Source organism: Burkholderia sp. SR8 (genome assembly GCF_052851275.1).
In genome coordinates, this window is record NZ_JAULUC010000013.1 from 178,182 (window position 1) to 196,568 (window position 18,387).

Here is an 18,387-nt window from a genome sequence, read left to right on the forward strand (position 1 = left end):
GACACGGAGACGATCCCCATGCCGACCGCCCTGCCTGCCCGTCTCGAACCCGGCCGCTGCTATCCGCTCGGCGCGACCTGGGACGGGCTCGGTACCAATTTCGCGGTGTTTTCCGCGCACGCGCACCGCATCCAGCTGTGCGTGTTCGACCCGACCGGCCGCAAGGAGCTCGCGCGGCTCGACCTGCCCGAATGCACCGACGAGGTGTGGCACGGCTACCTGCCGAACGCGCATCCCGGCACGGTGTACGGCTTCCGCGCGGACGGCCCGTACCAGCCGCAGCACGGCCATCGCTTCAATCAGACCAAGCTGCTGCTCGACCCGTACGCGCGCAAGCTGGTCGGGAATTTCCGCTGGTCCGACGCGCTGTTCGGCTATCGCGTGCACTCGAACCGCGCGGATCTGTCGATGGACCGCCGCGACTCGGCGCCCGCGATGCCGAAGGCCGTGGTCGTCGACGAGGCGTTCGACTGGAGCACCGACCGGCGCCCGAACGTGCCGTGGCGCAGCACCGTGATCTACGAGACCCACGTGCGCGGCGCATCGATGCGCCGCGCCGGCCTGCGCACGCCGGAACGCGGCACGTTCGCGTCGCTCGCGCACCCGGCGTTCATCGATCACCTGCTGTCGATCGGCGTGACGACGATCGAGCTGCTGCCGGTGCATGCGTTCCTGCAGCAGCGCGCGCTCGTGCATCGCGGGCTGCGCAATTACTGGGGCTACGACACGGCCGCGTTCTTCGCGCCCGAGCCGTCGTATCTGACGACGCGGCGGCTCGACGAGATGCGCATCGCGATCCGCCAGCTGCATGCGGCCGGCATCGAGGTCGTGCTCGACGTCGTCTACAACCACACGTGCGAAGGCAACGAGCTCGGCCCGACGCTGTCGTGGCGCGGCCTCGACAACGCGAGCTACTACCGGCTGCGGCCGGACGATCCGCGCTATCACGTCGACGAAACCGGCTGCGGCAACACGCTGAACATGTCGCATCCGCGCGTCGTACAGATGGTGATGGATTCGCTGCGCTACTGGGCGACCGCGTTCAACATCGACGGCTTTCGCTTCGATCTCGGCGTGACGCTCGGCCGCGAGGATCACGGCTTCGAGCCGGGCGCGGGTTTTTTCGACGCATTGCGGCAGGACCCGGTGCTCGCGCAGCGCAAGCTGATCACCGAACCGTGGGATCTCGGCCCGGGCGGCTACCAGCTGGGCCGCCATCCGCCCGGCTTCGCCGAATGGAACGACCGCTTCCGCGACACGGTGCGGCGCTTCTGGCGCGGCGACGCGGGGCAGCGCCCGGAGCTCGCCGCGCGGCTCGCCGGTTCGGCCGACCTGTTCAATCACCAGCGGCGCCGCACCTGGGCGTCGGTCAATTTCATCACCGCGCACGACGGCTTCACGCTCGCCGATCTCGTGTCGTATGCGGGCAAGCACAACGACGCGAACGGCGAGGACAACCGCGACGGCCGCGACGACAACTGCAGCGCGAACTGGGGCGTCGAAGGGCCGACCGACGATCCGAAGATCCGCGACTTGCGCGCGCGCGTCGCGCGCTCGATGCTCGCGACGCTGTTTACCGCGCTCGGCACGCCGATGATCGTCGCCGGCGACGAGTTCGGCCGCACGCAGCATGGCAACAACAACGCGTATTGCCAGGATAACGAACTGTCGTGGCTCGACTGGGATCTTGCGCACAGCGACGAAGGCGTGCAGATGATGCGCTTCGTGTCGCGGCTCGCCGCGATGCGGCGCATGTATCCGGTGATGTCCGTGCCGCGCTATCCGAACGGCGACCGCGACGGCGCACCCGGCATGCGCGAGATCGGCTGGTTCGACGAGCACGGCGAAGAGCTCAGCGTGCCCGCGTGGGAGGACGGCGAACGCCACGCGCTGACGATGCGGCGCGTCGGCACCGGCCGCACCGGCCGCACCGAGGCGCTGCTCGTGATGCTGAACGCGTCGGCCGGCAAGATCACGTTCAAGCCGCCCGCGCCCGTGCTCGAGTATCGCGTGCTGCTCGACACCGCGACGCCCGACACCGGCCCGCGCTCGTGGCCAGAAGCCGGCCTCGACGTCGCCGCGCACGCGGCCGTGATCGCGGTCGCGGCCGTGCCACCCGACCTGCCCTCGTAAGGAGCCGCCATGACGTCACGTTCCGCCCATTCGTCCGGCACGCATGCGTTCGCGTCGTCGTTCGGCGCGACCTGCGTCGATGCCGGGCACACGCGCTTCCGGTTGTGGGCGCCCGCGAGCCGCACCGCGACGGTCGAGTTGCACGGCGAGCAGCGCGTCGTCATGCACGCGGCCGGCGACGGCTGGTTCGAGGTGATCGCGCCGTGCGGCCCGGGCACGCTCTATCGTTATTTGCTCGACCACGATCTCGCGGTGCCCGATCCGGCGTCGCGCTTTCAGCCGTATGACGTGCACGGGCCGAGCCAGGTCGTCGATCCGGCCGCGTACCGCTGGCGCAACGACGCATGGAGCGGCCGGCCCTGGCACGAGACGGTGCTGTACGAGCTGCACGTCGGCGCCTGCGGCGGCTACGGCAACGTCGAGCGCTGGCTGCCGGCGATCGCGGCACTCGGCGTGACCGCGATCGAGTTGATGCCCGTCAACGCGTTCCCCGGCGCGCGCAACTGGGGCTACGACGGCGTGCTGCCGTTCGCGCCCGATGCGTCGTACGGGCGCCCCGAGGAACTGAAGTCGCTGATCGATACCGCGCACGGACTGCGGCTGCAGGTGTTTCTCGACGTCGTGTACAACCACTTCGGCCCAGAGGGCAACCTGCTGCCGCGCTACGCGCCGCAATTCTTCCGCGCGGACCGGCAGACCGCGTGGGGGCCCGCGATCGACTTCACGCGCGAGCAGCCGAGCACGTTCTTCATCGACAACGCGCTGTACTGGCTCGACGAATTCCGCTTCGACGGCCTGCGCATCGACGCCGCGCATGCGATCGACGACGATGCGTGGCTGCGCGAACTCGCGCATCGCGTACGCGCGTATGCGGGCGACGCGCGGCACGTGCATCTGGTGCTCGAGAACGAACGCAATTCGGCGAGCCTGCTCGGGCCCGACGGCTTCGACGCGCAGTGGAACGACGATTTCCACAACAGCACGCACGTGCTGCTGACCGGCGAGCGCGAAGGCTACTACCGCGCATACGCCGATGCGCCGCTGCGCCATCTCGCGCGCACGCTCGGCGAAGGATTCGCGTACCAGGGCGAGCCGTCGCCGCTGCACGGCGGTGCGCCGCGCGGCGAGCCGAGCACGCATCTGCCGCCGACCGCGTTCGTCACGTTCCTGCAGAACCACGACCAGATCGGCAACCGCGCGTTCGGCGAACGGCTGCGTGCGCTCGCGAACGACGACGCGGTGCGCGCGGCCACCGCGCTGATGCTGCTCGCGCCGCAGATCCCGCTGCTGTTCATGGGCGAGGAAGACGGCAGCACGCAGCCGTTCCAGTTCTTCACCGACTATCGCGGCGAGCTCGCGGACGCGGTGCGCGAAGGCCGCCGCCGCGAGTTCGCGGCGTTTTCCGCGTTTGCCGATCCGGTGCATCGCGACGCGATCCCCGATCCGAACGACATCGGCACGTTCGTGCGCTCGTCGCCCGGTCATGCGGACGTCGATGCGTGGCCCGACGGCGACGAATGGCGCCGCTTCTACCGCAGCGCGCTGACCGTGCGCGCGGCGCTCGTGACGCCGCACCTGCCCGGCGCGCATGCGCTGGGCGTCGAGCTGCTGGCCGGCAACGGCGCGAGCAACGGCGACGCGGCGGCGCTCGTCGCGCGCTGGCGGCTCGGCGACGGCAGCACGCTGACGATCGCGTTCAATCCCGCGTCGTACGACGCGGTGCTGACCGCGTTGCCGGTCGGCAAGATCGTGTTCGAGACGCCGCCGCGCGCGCGCGACCGGCTGCCGGACCAGCGGCTGCCCGCGCGCGCGTGCATCGCGTGGCGCGACGGCGCGGTCAATCACGATGCGCTGCATCACCGCCCGAACGGACACCGACGCCCATGACCACCGACGTACCGATCGACGAACTCGCACGGGCGGCCGGGCTGGAACCCGACTGGATCGACGCAGGCGGCGCCGCGCGGCGCGTGAACGACGACGCGCTGATCGCGCTCGTCGATGCGCTCGGCTGGCCATGCGGCACGCCGATCGAGCGGGTCGACAGCGCGGCCGCGCTCATCGATGCGCACGCTGCAACGCCCCGGCTCGTCACCGGCGACGCCGGCGTGCCGCTGACCCTGCCGCGCAGCATCACGCCGCCCGGCGCGCGCTTCCGGATCGCGCTCGAATCCGGCGAGCACGTCGACGGGCGCGTGGGCGGCGCGGGCGAATACGGCACGCTGCCGGCGCTCACGCAGCCCGGTTATCACGCGCTCGACATCGGCGAGCAGCGGATCGGAATCGCGATCGCGCCGCCGCGCGCGCGGCCGTTCGACGGGCTGTTCGACAGGCCGTTCGACGCGGATCATGCGCCGGACGGCACGCCGCATGCGCAGCGCCGCTGGGGCATCGCGGCGCAGCTGTACAGCCTGCGCCGCGCGAACGACGACGGCGCGGGCGACTACACCGCGCTCGCCGGCCTGGCCGCGCACGCGGCGCGGCACGGTGCGCACGCGATCGCGATCAGTCCGACGCATGCCGGCTATCCGGCACTGCCCGAGCACGACAGCCCGTATTCGCCGTCGTCGCGGCGCTGGCACAACGTCGCGTATCTCGACGGCGACGCGGTGCCGGGCGCCGATATCGTGCGGCGCATGAACGGCGACACTGCAGGCATCGCGGCCGCCCCGGACACGCCGCTGATCGACTGGCCGCACGTGCTGCCGCAGAAGCTGCGCCGCCTGCGCGCATGCTTCGACGCGTGGCGGGCGAGCGGCGAGCCATCGCGCGACGCGTTCGAACGGTTCCGTGCGGCCGGCGGTGCGGCGCTCGACGCGCACGCGCGCTTCGATGCGCTGCAGGCGTTCTGCATCGAACACGGGATCGGCGCGGACTGGCGGCAATGGCCCGCGCAATGGCGGATGCCCGCATCGGCCGAAGTCGACGCGTTCGCGCACGCGCATGCCGATACGATCGCGTTCCACACGTTCCTGCAATGGTGCGCGTCGGATGCGCTCGGCAACGCGCAGCACGCGGCGCGCGATGCGGGGATGGCGATCGGGCTGATCGCCGACCTCGCGGTCGGCTCCGATCGCACCGGCAGCGACGCGTGGGCGCACGGCACGACGCTGCTGCGCGGCGTGTCGGTCGGCGCGCCGCTCGACCTGTTCAATGCGGACGGCCAGGCGTGGGGCGTGACGACGTGGACACCCGCGGCATTGCACACGAACGGCTTCATGCCGTTCGTCGAACTGCTGCGCTCGGCGTTCGCGCATGCGGGCGGGATCCGCATCGACCACGTGCTCGGTTTCGCGCGGCTGTGGATCGTGCCGGACGGTGCGTCGCCGCGCGACGGCGCGTACCTGCGCTATCCGATCGACGATCTCGTGCGGCTCGTTGCGCTGGAGGCGGCGCGGCATCGCGCGGTCGCGATCGGCGAGGATCTCGGCACCGTGCCGGCGGGTTTCCGCGAGCGGCTCGGCGCGCAAGGCATCGCGGGGATGCGCGTGCTGTGGTTCGAGCGCGAAGCGGACGGTGCGTTCCGCGCGCCGGCCGCGTGGGATCGCGACACGATCGCGATGACGTCGACGCACGATCTGCCGACCGTATCGGGCTGGTGGCGTGGCGTCGATCTCGAATGGCGGCGGCGTGTGGAGACGAACCACGGGCGCCCGCGCAATGCCGGTGGCGACGTCGGACTGGCTGCCGCCGCACACGACTCCGGCTTTGACGAACGGAACAAGCCGTGCCTGCGTGACGATACGGGCGCCGGCTCCGGCACTCGAACACCGGGCGACACGTCGCCGCCCGACCCCGACCTCGCGGCAGCCGCTGCGTCCGGCACGTCCGGCGCCTCCGCGCAAGCCGAACGCGCGACCGATCGCGCAGCGCTCTGGCACGCGTTGCAACAAGCCGGATGCGCGGCGGCCGACGACGCGATGCCGGCAGCGGACGCGCCACCGGTCGACGCAGTCCTCGCATACGTCGCGCGCAGCCCGGCGCCGCTCGCGATCGTGCCGCTCGAGGACTTGCTCGCGCTCGACGCCCAGCCGAACCTGCCGGGCCCGCCGTGCGGCCATCCGAACTGGCTGCGCCGGCTGCCGCGCGCGGTGGACGCGTTGTTCGACGCCGACGTGCGCACGCGCATCGCGGCGATCGAGCACGCGCGCCGCACGCCGGAGGACGATGCATGACGCCGCGCGCGACCCTGCGGCTGCAGCTGCACGCGGGCTTCACGTTCGACGACGCGGCCGCGCACGCGGACTATTTCGCGCGGCTCGGCGTGAGCCATCTGTACCTGTCGCCGATCACCACGGCCGAACCCGGTTCGCTGCACGGCTACGACACCGTCGACCATCGCGCGATCAGCGCGGAACTCGGCGGCGAAGCCGGCTTCCGGCGTCTCGTCGATACGCTGCGCGCGCGCGGCCTCGGCGTGATCGTCGACATCGTGCCGAACCACATGGGCGTCGGCGGCACGTCGAACGGCTGGTGGAACGACGTGCTCGAATGGGGGCCGGCGAGCCCGTACGCGCACTACTTCGACATCGACTGGCATCCGCCCGATGCCGCGCTCGACGGCAAGGTGCTGCTGCCGTGCCTCGGCGCGCCGTACGGCGACGCGCTCGCCGCCGGCGACATCACGCTCGGCGCGGATGCGTCGGCCGGGCGCTTCTTCATCGCGTGTCCGGGCCGAACGCTGCCGGTCGCCGTGTCGACTTACGCGGAGATCCTGCGCACCGCGAACCGCGCCGACCTGAACGCGCTGGCCGAACGCTTCGCTGCCGCGCCGGTGCGCGGCAGCGCGCGTCTCGCCGCCGCGCACACCGCGCTGCGCGACTACGCCGCCGCGCAGGGCCCGCATGCGTTCGACGCCGTATTGCGCGGCGCCGATCCGCGGCGTGCGCGCTCGCGCGCGTGCCTGCACCACGTGCTGGAGCGCCAGCATTACCGGCTCGCGTGGTGGCGCACGGCTGCCGACGAACTGAACTGGCGGCGCTTCTTCGACATCGCGACGCTCGCGGCCGTGCGCGTCGACGACGAGGCGGTGTTCGACGCGGTGCATGCGCTGCCGCTCGCGCTGCATGCGGCCGGCGACATCGACGGGCTGCGCGTCGATCACGTCGACGGCCTCGCGGATCCCCGCGCGTACTGCCGACGCCTGCATGCGCGGCTCGCCGCGCAGCGCGACGCAAAACCGTACATCGTCGTCGAGAAGATCCTCGCGCCGGGCGAGACGCTGCGCGACGACTGGCACGTCGACGGCACGACCGGCTACGACTTCATGAACGACGTGGCCGCGCTGCTGCACGATCCGGCCGGGGCCGAGCCGCTCGCCGCACACTGGGCGGCCGTGTCGGGCGCCGCGCGCGCGTTCGCCGACGAAGCGGTCGCCGGCAAGCGGCGCGTGCTGAAGCGCCAGCTCGCCGGCGAGCACGAGCGTGTCGCGCGGGCGTTGCACCGGATCGCGCGCGCGGCGCCCGCCACGCGCGACGTCAGCCGCATCGCGATTCATCGCGTGCTGGGCGAGCTTGCCGTGCACCTGCCCGTATACCGGATGTATCCGGCGCACGGCGACGAGCCGACCGGCGCCGATCGTCGCGTGCTCGAACGCGCGTACGACGCCGCATGTGCCGCGATCGATCCGTCGGATCGCGACGCGCTCGATCGCGTCGCCGGCTGGCTCGGGCTGCCCGGCGCGCGCGCACCGCGCGCCGATGCCGCGGCAATCGTTGCGGCGCGCGTCGCGTTCGCGCAGCTCACCGCGCCGCTCGCCGCGAAGGGCGTCGAAGACACGGCCAACTACCGGTATGGCCGCTTGCTGTCGCGCAACGAAGTCGGCGCCGACGCCGGCGACTTCAGCCTGTCGCGCGGCGCGTTCCATGCGCGCAACCGGCGGCGCGCGCGCATCGTGCCGCATACGCTCGTCGCGACCGCGACGCACGATCACAAGCGCGGCGAGGATGCGCGCGCGCGGCTCGCGGTGCTCAGCGAAGTGCCCGACCTGTGGCGCGCGGTGTCGCTCGACTGGTCCGCGCTGAACCTGCGGCAGCGCGGCGGCGCGCATCGCGATCTCGCATGGACGCCGGGGCCGGCCGCGGAAGCGATGCTGTACCAGACGCTCGTCGGTTGCTGGCCGCCGGCGCTCGCGCCGGACGACGCGGCCGGGCTCGCGGCGCTCGCGGAACGCGTGGTGCGCTGGCAGACGAAGGCGCTGCGCGAGGCGAAACGGCATACGGACTGGCTCGCGCCCGACGCGGACTACGAGCGCGCGTGCGAGCAGTTCGTCCGCGCGATCCTGACGCCGCACGGCGCGGGCGATTTCGTGCACCGGCTGCATGCGTTCGTCGCGCGGATCGCGCCGGCCGGCGTCGTCAACAGTCTCGCGCAGGCGGCGCTGCGGATGGCGTCGCCGGGCGTGCCCGACCTGTACCAGGGCACCGAGTCGTGGGATCACTCGCTCGTCGATCCGGACAACCGTCGCGACGTGCCGTTCGCGACGCTCGCGGCCGAGCGGGTCGACGAGCCGGTCGCCTCGTATCTGCACGCGTGGCCCGATGCGCGCGTGAAGCGGGCGCTCGTCGAACGGATGCTGGCGCTGCGCGCGCGCTGGCCCGCCGCGTTCTCGGATGGCGCGTATGTGCCGCTACGCGTGCGCGGCAGGCTCGGGCGGCATGCGGTAGCGTTCGCGCGGTGCGGTGAAGGCGTGACGGTCGTCGTCGTCGTGACGCGGCTCGCGTGCCGGTTGCTCGGGGAGATGCCGGGGTTGCCGTGCGTCGCGCCGGATGAATGGCGTGAGACGGCGGTCGTGCTGCCGCGCGGCGCACCGACGCGCTGGCGCGACTGGCTGAGCGACGGCGACGAAGCCGATGCATCGGACGACGGTACGCTGCGGCTCGATCGGTGTCTGGCGGCGTTGCCGGTGGCAGTGCTGATGGCGGCACGCGGCGGCGATACCGCGATTGCGGCGAGTCCGGAAACGCGATGAACCTGCCCGCTCGCGCGGCCGCGTTCGATTGCGGCTGGCGAGATGCGGCGCACATTGCTGCGGCAGCAACGCCGACGCGAAGGCGCTCCGTCGGCTCAACAGACCATCAACATCGCGATGGCCGCGTCCGGACACACACCCTGAAACTGGCTGGACGCGAGCAGCGGCGCCGGTACATCCGTGCGCGCGACGGACACGAACCCGATCGCGGCGAAATAGCGCTCCGCCGTCGCCGTCAGCAGCCCGATCGACTGTACCGGGTGCGCGCGGCATTCCGCGATCAGTCGTGCAACGATCGCCCCGCCAAGTCCCCGCCGTTGCGCGTGCGATGCAACGGCGATCGAGCGGATCAACGCGAAATCTCCGTGGTATTCGATACCTCCGCATCCGAGCAGTTGCGCCGAATCGGCCAGCACGACGAAGTTTTTCACGTGCTCGACGACGCCCGCAGTGGGCAGGCCCGAAGCACGAAGCAGTCGGTCGATCGACGGAAGATCGGACGAGATGGCCGGACGAAGTTGCATGACATCACCTCCCGACTGGATTGACGCCAGCCGTACGATTCAAATCCCCCGCTGATTCACCCGCGCCGACAGCGCGTCCGCGCTCTCCTTCCGTTCGCTGTACCGGTCGACCAGATACGGCCCGATGTCGCGCGTCAGCAGCGTGAACTTCACCAGTTCCTCCATCACGTCGACGACGCGGTCGTAATACGCCGACGGTGTCATCCGCCCGGCCTCGTCGAATTCCATGAACGCCTTCGCCACCGACGACTGGTTCGGAATGGTCAGCATGCGCATCCAGCGCCCGAGCACGCGCATCTGATTGACCGCGTTGAACGACTGCGAGCCGCCGCTCACCTGCATCACCGCGAGCGTCTTGCCCTGCGTCGGCCGCACGGCGCCGACCGACAGCGGAATCCAGTCGATCTGCGACTTCATGATGCCGGTCATCGCGCCATGCCGTTCCGGCGAGCACCAGACCATCCCTTCAGACCACAGGACGAGTTCGCGCAACTCGACGACCTTCGGATGGCTCTCCGGCGCATCGTCCGGCAGCGGCAGGCCGCCCGGATTGAACACGCGCACCTCCGCGCCCATCGCCGTCAGCAGCCGCCCGGCTTCCTCGGCCAGCAGGCGGCTGAACGAACGGTCGCGCAGCGATCCGTACAGCAGCAGGAACCGCGGCGGATGCGTCGACGGCGCGGCCGGCCGCAGGCTGGCGGCATCCGGCACACGAAAGAGTGCGCGATCGAGTTGCGGCAGGTCGGTCAGTCGGTCGGTCATGAAAGGTTTCCCGGGATGAGTCACGCGCACTCGTACCAGCCCTTCGAGCGGTTCACGATGCGCACCACGAGCAGCATCGCCGGCACCTCGATCAGCACGCCGACGACGGTGGCCAGCGCCGCGCCGGAATGAAAGCCGAACAGGCTGATCGCGGCCGCGACGGCGAGTTCGAAGAAGTTGGATGCGCCGATCAGCGCGGACGGGCACGCGACGTCGTGCCGCTCGCCGACCGCGCGATTGAGCCAGTACGCAAGCGCCGCATTGAAGAACACCTGGATCAGGATCGGCACCGCGAGCAATGCGATGACGAGCGGCTGCGTCAGGATCGCTTCGCCCTGGAACGCGAACAGCAGCACGAGCGTCGCGAGCAGCGCGGCGATCGACCACGGGCCGATCCGCGCCATCGCGGCGTCGAACGCGGCCGGTCCTTGCGCCAGCAGCCGCCTGCGCCAGCGTTGCGCGAGGATCACCGGAATCACGATGTAGAGCACCACCGACGTGAGCAGCGTCGCCCACGGCACGGTGATCGCGGACATGCCGAGCAGCAGCCCGACCAGCGGCGCGAACGCGACCACCATGATGCTGTCGTTCAGCGCGACCTGCGACAGCGTGAAGAGCGGATCGCCGCCCGTCAGCCGGCTCCAGACGAACACCATCGCGGTGCACGGCGCCGCGGCCAGCAGGATCAGGCCGGCGATGTAGCTGTCGAGCTGCGCCGCGGGCAGCATCGGCGCGAACAGGTGCCGCACGAACAGCCAGCCGAGCAACGCCATCGAGAACGGCTTGACGAGCCAGTTCACCACCAGCGTGACGCCGATTCCCTTCACGTGTCGGCGCACTTCATGCAGCGCGCCGAAGTCGACCTTTACGAGCATCGGGATGATCATCACCCAGATCAGCAGTCCGACCGGCAGGTTGACCTGCGCGTATTCGATGCGGCCGATCCGCTGAAAGAGGCCGGGCAGCCACCGACCGAGTGCAATGCCCGCGACGATGCACAGCGCGACCCACACCGTCAGATAGCGTTCGAAGAAATTGATCGCCGGTTTAGCCGCGACGCGGCGAGGCGGAACGAGGTTGGACGTGTTCATCGGGCAGGATCCGGTGCAGGAGAAACGCATGCGGGCCGCCGGTTCGGGCGCGCCGCGATGCGAACGCTCAATTTCGCGAGATGTCGTTCAGCGCCGCGTGGAGTTCGGCATCGCCGATACGCTCGAGCGGCAGCGCCAGCAGTTGCAGCATCCGGTAGCCGAGCGCCTCGCGCGTCAGTTCGAACGCGAGCCGCTTGCCCGCATCGCCGCCCGGTGCGTTCGATGGATCGGCGTAACCCCAATGCACCTTCACCGGGCTGCCGGGCCAGTGCGGACATGTCTCCGCGGCCGCGCTGTCGCACACCGTGATCACGATGCGCATCTGCGGCGCACCGTCGCCGACGAATTCGTCCCAGCTTTTGCTGCGGTATCCGGCGACGTCGATGCCGGCGCGGCTCAGCGCGTCCAGCGCGAACGGATTCAAGCGGCCGCTCGGCGCGCTGCCTGCGCTGAATGCGCGCACGTCGCGGCCGAGTTTCCCGGCCCAGTGGTTCAGCATGGCCTCGGCGAGCACGCTGCGTGCGGAATTGTGGGTGCAAAGGATCAGGACGTGGGTGGTCATCGGTAGCAGCGAATGCGTGGTTACGTCGGGTCGGAGCAGCCGGTCGAACAGGCGGAAGCCGGCGAGCACGGATTGCCGCCGCAGCAGTTCTCGGTGAGGTAGCCGATGAGCCCGTTCATCGTCGTGAAGTTCGCGCAATAGATCACGAAGCGGCCTTCCTGCCGGCTCGTGACGAGCTGCGCATGCGCGAGTTCCTTCAGATGAAACGACAGCGACGACGGCGGCACGTCGAGCAGCGTCGCGAGCTGGCCGGCCGGCAAGCCGGCCGGGCCGGCCTGCACGAGCGCGCGGAACACGGCGAGGCGCGACTCGTGCGCGAGGGCCGCCAGCGCGGCGATGGTCTGGGTCGTTTCCATATTTCCATAATACTCGAAATATGGAAACGACGACGCGGTCGCGTCGTGCGAGCGATCGAGTGGCAATGTTCCGATAGCGTCGCACGCGCCGGCGCGCCCGAACGCCCCGCCCGCTGTAACCGCGACCGGGCACCGCTATTGACGTGATATCGTGCCCGACACAGAGGCATCGACGAAAAGCATCCAGCGTTCATTCCGTCATGAGGGGCGACATGCGTCTAGCTGATTTCATCGTTCGGAACATGGAAACGATCCTGCGGCAGTGGGAGGCGTTTGCCGCCACGCTGCTGCCGGCCGCGCGGAGCATGGACTCGCTCGCGCTGCGCGACCACGCACGGCAGATCCTGGAAGCCGTGGCCACGGACATCGCGACCCCGCAAACCCGCGAAGCGCAACGCGAGAAGTCGCTCGGCCGTGCGCCCGAACCCGTGGATGCGACGGAGACGGCCGCGCAGACGCATGCCGTCCTGCGCGCCCGCGGCGGCTTCAACATCAACCAGCTGGCGGCCGAATATCGCGCGCTGCGTGCGAGCGTGCTGTCGTTGTGGCTCGACGCGTGCCAGCCGAACCCGCCTCAGCTCGACGACATGATCCGCTTCAACGAGGCGATCGACCAGGCGCTCGCGGAATCCGTTGCGTTCTTTACCGAACAGGTCGAGCAGGCGCGCAACCTGTTGCTGGGCATGCTCGGTCACGACATGCGCACGCCGCTGCAGACCATTCAGATGACCGCGACCTATCTCGCGGCGCTCAACGCCGGGGAGAACGTATCGGAGGCCGCCGCGCGGCTGATCAGAAGCGGCGGCCGCATGCACGCGCTCCTCGACGACCTCTGCGACTTCAATCGGACCCAGCTCGGGCTCGGTATCAACGTCGTTCCTCGCGACGTGGATCTCGCGCAGGTCATTGCCAACGTGGTCGATGAATTGCGGGGCGCGCATCCGGATCGCGAAATCAACGTCGACGTCAGCGGCGAGCTGCGCGGCCGCTGGGACGAGCAGCGCCTGCAGCAACTGCTCAGCAATCTCGTGAGCAATGCGCTCAAGTATGGAGCGCCGGGTACGCCGGTGCGCGTGACCGCGACAGCGGCCGAAGCCGACGTGTTCGTCGAGGTCGGCAATCGCGGGCCGGCGCTGGAGCGGCACACGCTCGAGCGCATCTTCGATCCGCTTCAGCGCGGCGCCGACCGGCCGCAGCGACCGGGAGACGATGCCGGTCTCGGACTCGGTCTGTACATCGCCAGCGAAATCGCGAGGGCACACCACGGCCGCATCGACGCACGATCGGATCAGACGGAAACGGTATTCGCGGTGCGGTTGCCGAAACGCGTGTGAAGCGGGCGGCGGACCGCTGTGAAGCGCAAAGAGTTGCATCGGACATGCTCGAGTTCGCGGACCAGCGGGATGCGCCTGAACGAAGGTGACGGTCACGCAAGCGGCCGCCGGCTGTAACAGTATGGTGCCGGCAGCGCACTGCCGCGCGTCACGGCAATCTGGCAAGATCCTTGGACCGACTTGAAACAAGGGTGCCCCATGCACATCGCGATCGTGACCTTCGACGGCTTCAACGAACTGGACTCCCTCATTGCGCTCGGCGTGCTGAAGCGAATCAAGCGGCCCGACTGGCGCGTCAGCCTTTCATGCCCGGATCGATCCGTCACGTCGATGAACGGCGTGACGGTGCACGCGCAAGCAACGTTGGCGGACGCGTGCACGGCGGATGCCGTCATCATCGGAAGCGGTGCGCGAACGCGCGAAGTCGTCAACGACGCGGCCATCATGGAGCAGCTGAAGCTCGATCCTGCGCGGCAGCTGATCGGCGCGCAATGTTCCGGCACGCTGGTGCTGGCGAAGCTGGGTTTCGTCGGAAAAATCCCCGCGTGCACGGATCTCACGACCAAACCGTGGGTGATCGAGGCCGGCGTCGAGGTCCTGAATCAGCCGTTCTTCGCCGAAGGGAACGTCGCGACGGCCGGGGGTTGCCTTGCTTCGCAATATCTGGCTGCATGGATCATTGCGCGCAGCGAAGGTGAAGACGCTGCGTCGAGCGCGCTGCACTACGTCGCGCCGGTGGGCGAGAAGGAAGAATATGTGTGTCGCGCGCTGACGAACATCAGGCCTTATTTGCCGTAGCTCGATGGCGAATGGTGTTGCCGGCATCGCCGTGAACCGGCATCGGCGGCACGCCCCCATGCGGAAGCGACGGTCGTCAAAGAACGACGCGTACGCGCCGCCGACTCCGTCACACGCTCACGACCACTCCTCCGGCGGCATCGCGCCGCCATCGTCCTCCCACAGCGGCTCGCCGCTCTCGTGACCGCCGCTCGTCGCGATCGGCCCGTGCGCGCCGCCACGCTCGGCACCGCGCGCGCCGTCCCGCGACGTCGCCGCGCGCACCCGCGGCCGCGCGCGGGTCGGCGCCACGGTTCGCTGTCCGCCGCCGCGGCGCTCGTCGGCCGGCGCCGCATCGTTCGTCTGTCGCGCATTCGAAGCTGCGTTCATGTGTGCTCTCCCGGGTCATTGAAGGAAACCGCCGCCCCGAGCGCAGCAATTCCGGTGCCGCATGCCGGGCAAGCGTCTTGCTAGACACGCTCGTACCGCAACCCTTCCCGGAGGTGACCATGCCGACAGACCGCAGCACGCCGCCCGCCACGCGCCACCGCCTCGGCGAATGGATGACCGGCGAGGAATCGCACATGGCCGCATATCGCGAAAAAATTGCGAAGGAAGCGTACGCGCAGGCCGGCGAACGGCTGCGCACGCCGGCCGTGCAGGCACTCGCGCGGCTCTTCGACGACGATGCGGTGCTGCGCATGAGCCTCACCCGTGCGATCGACGAGGCGCGCGAGTCGGGCCGCCAGCTCGGCTACGCGTCGATCGGCGAGCTGATGACGGTGATCGACCATCTGATGACCTACACGCCGCCGTTCAGCGAAACGAGCCTGATCGTATGTCCGCTGAACGCGTTGCTCGACTGGCCGATGTGCATGCCGTCGGGCCATGCGGTGTTTCGCGACGCGGCGGTCAATGCGCATCTGAAGCAGGTGCTGAACGTGTGGTGCGACTTCCTCGGCGGCCCGCATTCGCGCACGCACCTCGACACGTCGCCGCCGGACGGCTGGTTCTGCGACGAAGCGCGCAAACGGCTCGGCCTGTCGCAGTTCCAGTATCGGGAAGACCAGCCGCACTGGGGCTTCGATTCATGGAACGACTTCTTCACGCGGCGCTTTCGGGACGGCGCGCGGCCGGTCGCCGCGCCGGACGACCCGCACGTGATCGTCAGCGCGTGCGAGGCCGCGCCGTATCACACGGAAGCGAACCTGAAGATCCGCGACAAGTTCTGGATCAAGGGCCAGCCGTATTCGCTGCGCGACATCTTCACGCCCGGGCGGCTGCCGCTCGCCGAGCGCTTCGTCGGCGGCGATCTCTATCAGGCGTATCTGAGCGCGTACAACTATCACCGGTGGCACGCGCCGGTGCGCGGAACCGTGACGCATGCGTATCGCGTCGACGGCACCTACTATTCGGTCGCGGAAGCCGAAGGGCCGGACCCGGCCGGACTCAACGACTCGCAGGGCTACATGACGGCCGTCGCCGCACGCGCGGTGGTCGCGATCGACAGCGACGATCCGGGCATCGGCACCGTCGCGGCCGTGTTCGTCGGGATGGGCGACGTGTCGTCGTGCGTGATCGAGGTCGTGCCGGGGCAGCGCGTCGACAAAGGCGACGAGATCGGCTACTTCCAGTACGGCGGCTCGACCTACTGCCTGCTGTTCGAGCCCGGCGTGATCGACCGCTTCCTGCACGCGCCGCCGTTCGACGGCGACGCGCCGGTCGTGCAGGTCAACGCATCGCTTGCAATCGCGCGCTGAGCCGGGCGCCCGGCGCATCACGCGTCGGCGCTGCCGAAGCCGCGTCCGACGTGCCGCTGCATGCACTGCACGATGGACAGCCCGTCCGGCGTCAGCGCGGGCCGGCTCGCGCCCGATTCGTCCGAACGCATTTCGATCAGATGTTGTTCCATAAGTGAAACGATATCTTCGCGGTCGGGCTGGATCTGCTCCGGCGCGCGATGGACCAGGAACAGCGCGGCAAATTCATGTGCGGTCAGCATATTGTCTCCCCCATTGACGTCTCGGCGCGATGCAGCGACGGCAACGCGACGGCGCGGGCGCGAATCGTGCGCCTCAATCACGGATATATGCAGGGAGCGTGCCAGTATGTGGGACGAAGCCGACCCAGGTGCGGCCGGCCCGCGGCGCGATCCGTCACTTTGAGCGGTACCGGAGCCGCTGCAAACTTTTCAACGGCGTGTAACGGAGCGGCGCGGACGTGCCGCGCCGCGGCAGACCCGGCGCAGCGCGCGCCCGTGGACGCGGCTTTCCTCTCATGAATTGCGCGAACGAAACAGTCCGGCGCGCGCGGTGTCGCCGGCCGCCTTGTCACGCACGCGGAAATACCCGCTGTGCAGTTCGACGCCGCCCTTGCCGTCCGCGAGCACTTCCGCACACGCGGCCTCGATGCGGTCGCGGCCGCGCTCGAATGCGTCGCGCAGATCGGCCTCGAGCGGCGACTGCGCACCGAAATGATCCTCGAGCGCTTCGACGGTGATCGCGCAGGTGAGCGGCGTCCCGTCGACGTCGACGACGAAGCGCATCTGCAGCGCCGCGCCGTCGAACTCGGGCGGCCGATCGACCAGCGTCACGTGGCGGACGGAATCGGCCGGCATCGTTCAGGCCCCCCGCGACGCAAGAGACTGCACGATGGCGCCGTTGAACGCCGGCAGGTCGTCCGGCTTGCGGCTCGTGATCAGGTTGCCGTCGCGTACGACCTCCTGGTCGACCCACTTGCCGCCGGCGTTGCGGATGTCGTCCTGCAGGCTCGGCCAGCTCGTCATCGTGCGGCCTTCGACGAGCCCGGACGACACCAGCAGCCAGCCACCGTGACAGATCGCGGCGATCGGCTTGCCCGCACCGACCGCCGCGGTCACGAATTCGCGCGCGGCGGGCAGCATCCGGATCGCGTCGCCGTTGACGACGCCGCCCGGCAACACGACCGCGTCGTAATCGCCTTCGCGCGCATCGTCGAACGTGCGGTCGACCGTCACGCGCTCGCCCTTGTCGACGTGCCGGAATCCCTGGATCTCGCCCCGCTTCTGGGAGATCACGTCCACCTGCGCACCCTCGGCCTTCAGCGCGCGTTGCGGCTCGACGAGTTCGGCTTCCTCGAAGCCGTCGACCGCGAGTATCGCTACCTTGCAATGGTCCAGCTTGCCGGTCATGGAATGCTCCCTCATTCGTTGCGGCACGTGTCGTGCCGTGTCCGTCGCGCAGCAATCGCCGTGCCGCCGCCGGCGGCGTCCGGTTGGCGCGATACCGGGGCGCGACCCGCAATTCGCCGCGGACCGGCCGAGGCCTGTGCCGCGCTCGCGCCGGGCGGTCGCTGCAAAGATTTCAACGGGGTGTGTAATGCAACCGCGTGCCGCGGCCCGCCAGGTGCCGTGCGACAGCCGCCGGCGACGCCGTGCCCGCCACGGTCACTGCAAGTGGCGCGCGACGTCGAGCATCGCGTCGGTCAGCTCGACCGTCAGCGTGAGGTCCTCGGTGATGTCCGGCAGCGTCTCGAGCGTGGTCTGCACGCTGTCGTGCAGCATCGCGTGCACGCGCATCCGCGCCGCGTCGTCGAGCGCCGCGTAGCGCTCCATCGTGTCGCAGTCGAGCGCGAGCACGACCGAATGGCGCGGGGCTCCCGGCGGCGCATCGGGCGCGACCGCCCATGCCGCGTGAAACGTGATCCTGCCGGTCTCGATGTCGAGATGGACGGTCGTATCGAGATCGTCGGTATCGACCGGATCGGTGTCGAAATCGCTATCGTCCAGCAGTGTGCGGTAATTCGATTGCATGATGTTCTCCTGCGTGGTGGCGAAGGCCGGCCCGCGGCGGGCGCCCGTCATCGCGCCGCGCCGGCCTCGCCGGCGCGACACCGTGGTC

At 69.8% G+C, this 18,387-nt stretch carries 17 protein-coding genes; 7 read left to right on the plus strand and 10 right to left on the minus strand.

What is annotated here, in order from left to right:
* The first annotated feature begins 18 nt into the window (after positions 1-18).
* From glgX to treY, 4 genes are read left to right on the plus strand one after another with little or no spacing between them, the layout of a single operon-like run.
* Positions 19-2,133, plus strand: a complete 2,115-nt coding sequence (glgX, locus tag Q3A80_RS18525) for a glycogen debranching protein GlgX (protein ID WP_446330371.1) — start codon at positions 19-21, stop codon at positions 2,131-2,133.
* Between the two features lie 9 nt (positions 2,134-2,142).
* Positions 2,143-4,020, plus strand: coding sequence for a malto-oligosyltrehalose trehalohydrolase (gene treZ / locus Q3A80_RS18530; protein WP_446330372.1), 1,878 nt, complete (start codon positions 2,143-2,145; stop codon positions 4,018-4,020).
* Positions 4,017-6,308 (plus strand): 4-alpha-glucanotransferase, encoded by a 2,292-nt coding sequence (malQ, locus tag Q3A80_RS18535; protein WP_446330373.1) that lies wholly within the window; start codon positions 4,017-4,019, stop codon positions 6,306-6,308. Before treZ ends, malQ begins: the two co-directional genes overlap by 4 nt.
* On the plus strand, positions 6,305-9,103 hold the full coding sequence (gene treY, locus Q3A80_RS18540; RefSeq protein ID WP_446330374.1) for a malto-oligosyltrehalose synthase: 2,799 nt from the start codon (positions 6,305-6,307) through the stop codon (positions 9,101-9,103). Before malQ ends, treY begins: the two co-directional genes overlap by 4 nt.
* A gap of 95 nt (positions 9,104-9,198) precedes the next feature.
* Here the strand turns inward: treY and arsN2 are convergent, their stop codons facing one another.
* From arsN2 to Q3A80_RS18565, 5 genes are all read right to left on the minus strand, one after another.
* Positions 9,199-9,627, minus strand: a complete 429-nt coding sequence (gene arsN2, locus Q3A80_RS18545) for an arsenic resistance N-acetyltransferase ArsN2 (protein WP_446330375.1) — start codon at positions 9,625-9,627, stop codon at positions 9,199-9,201.
* Between the two features lie 39 nt (positions 9,628-9,666).
* Complete coding sequence (gene arsH, locus Q3A80_RS18550; RefSeq protein WP_446330376.1) at positions 9,667-10,389, minus strand: arsenical resistance protein ArsH; 723 nt, start codon at positions 10,387-10,389, stop codon at positions 9,667-9,669.
* A gap of 20 nt (positions 10,390-10,409) precedes the next feature.
* Positions 10,410-11,480, minus strand: a complete 1,071-nt coding sequence (gene arsB / locus Q3A80_RS18555) for an ACR3 family arsenite efflux transporter (protein ID WP_446330377.1) — start codon at positions 11,478-11,480, stop codon at positions 10,410-10,412.
* 67 nt (positions 11,481-11,547) lie between these two features.
* A complete protein-coding gene (locus Q3A80_RS18560; protein WP_446330391.1) occupies positions 11,548-12,042 on the minus strand; it encodes an arsenate reductase ArsC in 495 nt (164 codons plus the stop codon).
* 20 nt (positions 12,043-12,062) lie between these two features.
* A complete protein-coding gene (locus Q3A80_RS18565; protein ID WP_446330378.1) occupies positions 12,063-12,398 on the minus strand; it encodes an ArsR/SmtB family transcription factor in 336 nt (111 codons plus the stop codon).
* A gap of 212 nt (positions 12,399-12,610) precedes the next feature.
* Between Q3A80_RS18565 and Q3A80_RS18570 the strand changes: the two genes are divergently transcribed.
* On the plus strand, positions 12,611-13,732 hold the full coding sequence (locus Q3A80_RS18570) for an ATP-binding protein (protein WP_446330379.1): 1,122 nt from the start codon (positions 12,611-12,613) through the stop codon (positions 13,730-13,732).
* A 198-nt stretch (positions 13,733-13,930) separates the two neighbouring features.
* Complete coding sequence (locus Q3A80_RS18575) at positions 13,931-14,530, plus strand: DJ-1/PfpI family protein (RefSeq protein ID WP_446330380.1); 600 nt, start codon at positions 13,931-13,933, stop codon at positions 14,528-14,530.
* A 117-nt stretch (positions 14,531-14,647) separates the two neighbouring features.
* Here Q3A80_RS18575 and Q3A80_RS18580 read toward each other — a convergent pair whose 3' ends face one another.
* Positions 14,648-14,899 (minus strand): hypothetical protein, encoded by a 252-nt coding sequence (locus tag Q3A80_RS18580; protein WP_446330381.1) that lies wholly within the window; start codon positions 14,897-14,899, stop codon positions 14,648-14,650.
* Positions 14,900-15,018: 119 nt separating this feature from the next.
* Between Q3A80_RS18580 and Q3A80_RS18585 the strand changes: the two genes are divergently transcribed.
* Positions 15,019-16,269 (plus strand): phosphatidylserine decarboxylase family protein, encoded by a 1,251-nt coding sequence (locus Q3A80_RS18585; RefSeq protein ID WP_446330382.1) that lies wholly within the window; start codon positions 15,019-15,021, stop codon positions 16,267-16,269.
* Positions 16,270-16,286: 17 nt separating this feature from the next.
* Here the strand turns inward: Q3A80_RS18585 and Q3A80_RS18590 are convergent, their stop codons facing one another.
* The 4 genes from Q3A80_RS18590 to Q3A80_RS18605 form a co-directional block, all read right to left on the minus strand.
* On the minus strand, positions 16,287-16,511 hold the full coding sequence (locus tag Q3A80_RS18590) for a hypothetical protein (protein WP_446330392.1): 225 nt from the start codon (positions 16,509-16,511) through the stop codon (positions 16,287-16,289).
* Between the two features lie 273 nt (positions 16,512-16,784).
* Positions 16,785-17,126: a DUF1488 domain-containing protein gene (locus tag Q3A80_RS18595; RefSeq protein ID WP_446330383.1), complete on the minus strand. Its 342-nt coding sequence runs from the start codon at positions 17,124-17,126 to the stop codon at positions 16,785-16,787.
* A gap of 3 nt (positions 17,127-17,129) precedes the next feature.
* Entirely contained in the window at positions 17,130-17,678 is a 549-nt protein-coding gene (locus Q3A80_RS18600; protein ID WP_446330384.1) for a type 1 glutamine amidotransferase domain-containing protein, read from the minus strand.
* 255 nt (positions 17,679-17,933) lie between these two features.
* On the minus strand, positions 17,934-18,299 hold the full coding sequence (locus Q3A80_RS18605) for a hypothetical protein (protein WP_446330385.1): 366 nt from the start codon (positions 18,297-18,299) through the stop codon (positions 17,934-17,936).
* Positions 18,300-18,387: the final 88 nt, after the last annotated feature.

Bases quoted from the DNA above. Each gene is read 5' to 3' on its own strand.
- Q3A80_RS18575 (WP_446330380.1), top strand. From the start codon at position 13,931: ATGCACATCGCGATCGTGACCTTCGACGGCTTCAACGAACTGGACTCC.
- Q3A80_RS18560 (WP_446330391.1), bottom strand. From the start codon at position 12,042: ATGACCACCCACGTCCTGATCCTTTGCACCCACAATTCCGCACGCAGC.
- treZ (WP_446330372.1), top strand. From the start codon at position 2,143: ATGACGTCACGTTCCGCCCATTCGTCCGGCACGCATGCGTTCGCGTCG.
- arsH (WP_446330376.1), bottom strand. From the start codon at position 10,389: ATGACCGACCGACTGACCGACCTGCCGCAACTCGATCGCGCACTCTTT.
- Q3A80_RS18605 (WP_446330385.1), bottom strand. From the start codon at position 18,299: ATGCAATCGAATTACCGCACACTGCTGGACGATAGCGATTTCGACACC.
- Q3A80_RS18570 (WP_446330379.1), top strand. From the start codon at position 12,611: ATGCGTCTAGCTGATTTCATCGTTCGGAACATGGAAACGATCCTGCGG.
- Q3A80_RS18590 (WP_446330392.1), bottom strand. From the start codon at position 16,511: ATGCTGACCGCACATGAATTTGCCGCGCTGTTCCTGGTCCATCGCGCG.
- arsN2 (WP_446330375.1), bottom strand. From the start codon at position 9,627: ATGCAACTTCGTCCGGCCATCTCGTCCGATCTTCCGTCGATCGACCGA.
- Q3A80_RS18595 (WP_446330383.1), bottom strand. From the start codon at position 17,126: ATGCCGGCCGATTCCGTCCGCCACGTGACGCTGGTCGATCGGCCGCCC.
- Q3A80_RS18565 (WP_446330378.1), bottom strand. From the start codon at position 12,398: ATGGAAACGACCCAGACCATCGCCGCGCTGGCGGCCCTCGCGCACGAG.
- Q3A80_RS18580 (WP_446330381.1), bottom strand. From the start codon at position 14,899: ATGAACGCAGCTTCGAATGCGCGACAGACGAACGATGCGGCGCCGGCC.
- treY (WP_446330374.1), top strand. From the start codon at position 6,305: ATGACGCCGCGCGCGACCCTGCGGCTGCAGCTGCACGCGGGCTTCACG.
- arsB (WP_446330377.1), bottom strand. From the start codon at position 11,480: ATGAACACGTCCAACCTCGTTCCGCCTCGCCGCGTCGCGGCTAAACCG.
- malQ (WP_446330373.1), top strand. From the start codon at position 4,017: ATGACCACCGACGTACCGATCGACGAACTCGCACGGGCGGCCGGGCTG.
- glgX (WP_446330371.1), top strand. From the start codon at position 19: ATGCCGACCGCCCTGCCTGCCCGTCTCGAACCCGGCCGCTGCTATCCG.
- Q3A80_RS18600 (WP_446330384.1), bottom strand. From the start codon at position 17,678: ATGACCGGCAAGCTGGACCATTGCAAGGTAGCGATACTCGCGGTCGAC.
- Q3A80_RS18585 (WP_446330382.1), top strand. From the start codon at position 15,019: ATGCCGACAGACCGCAGCACGCCGCCCGCCACGCGCCACCGCCTCGGC.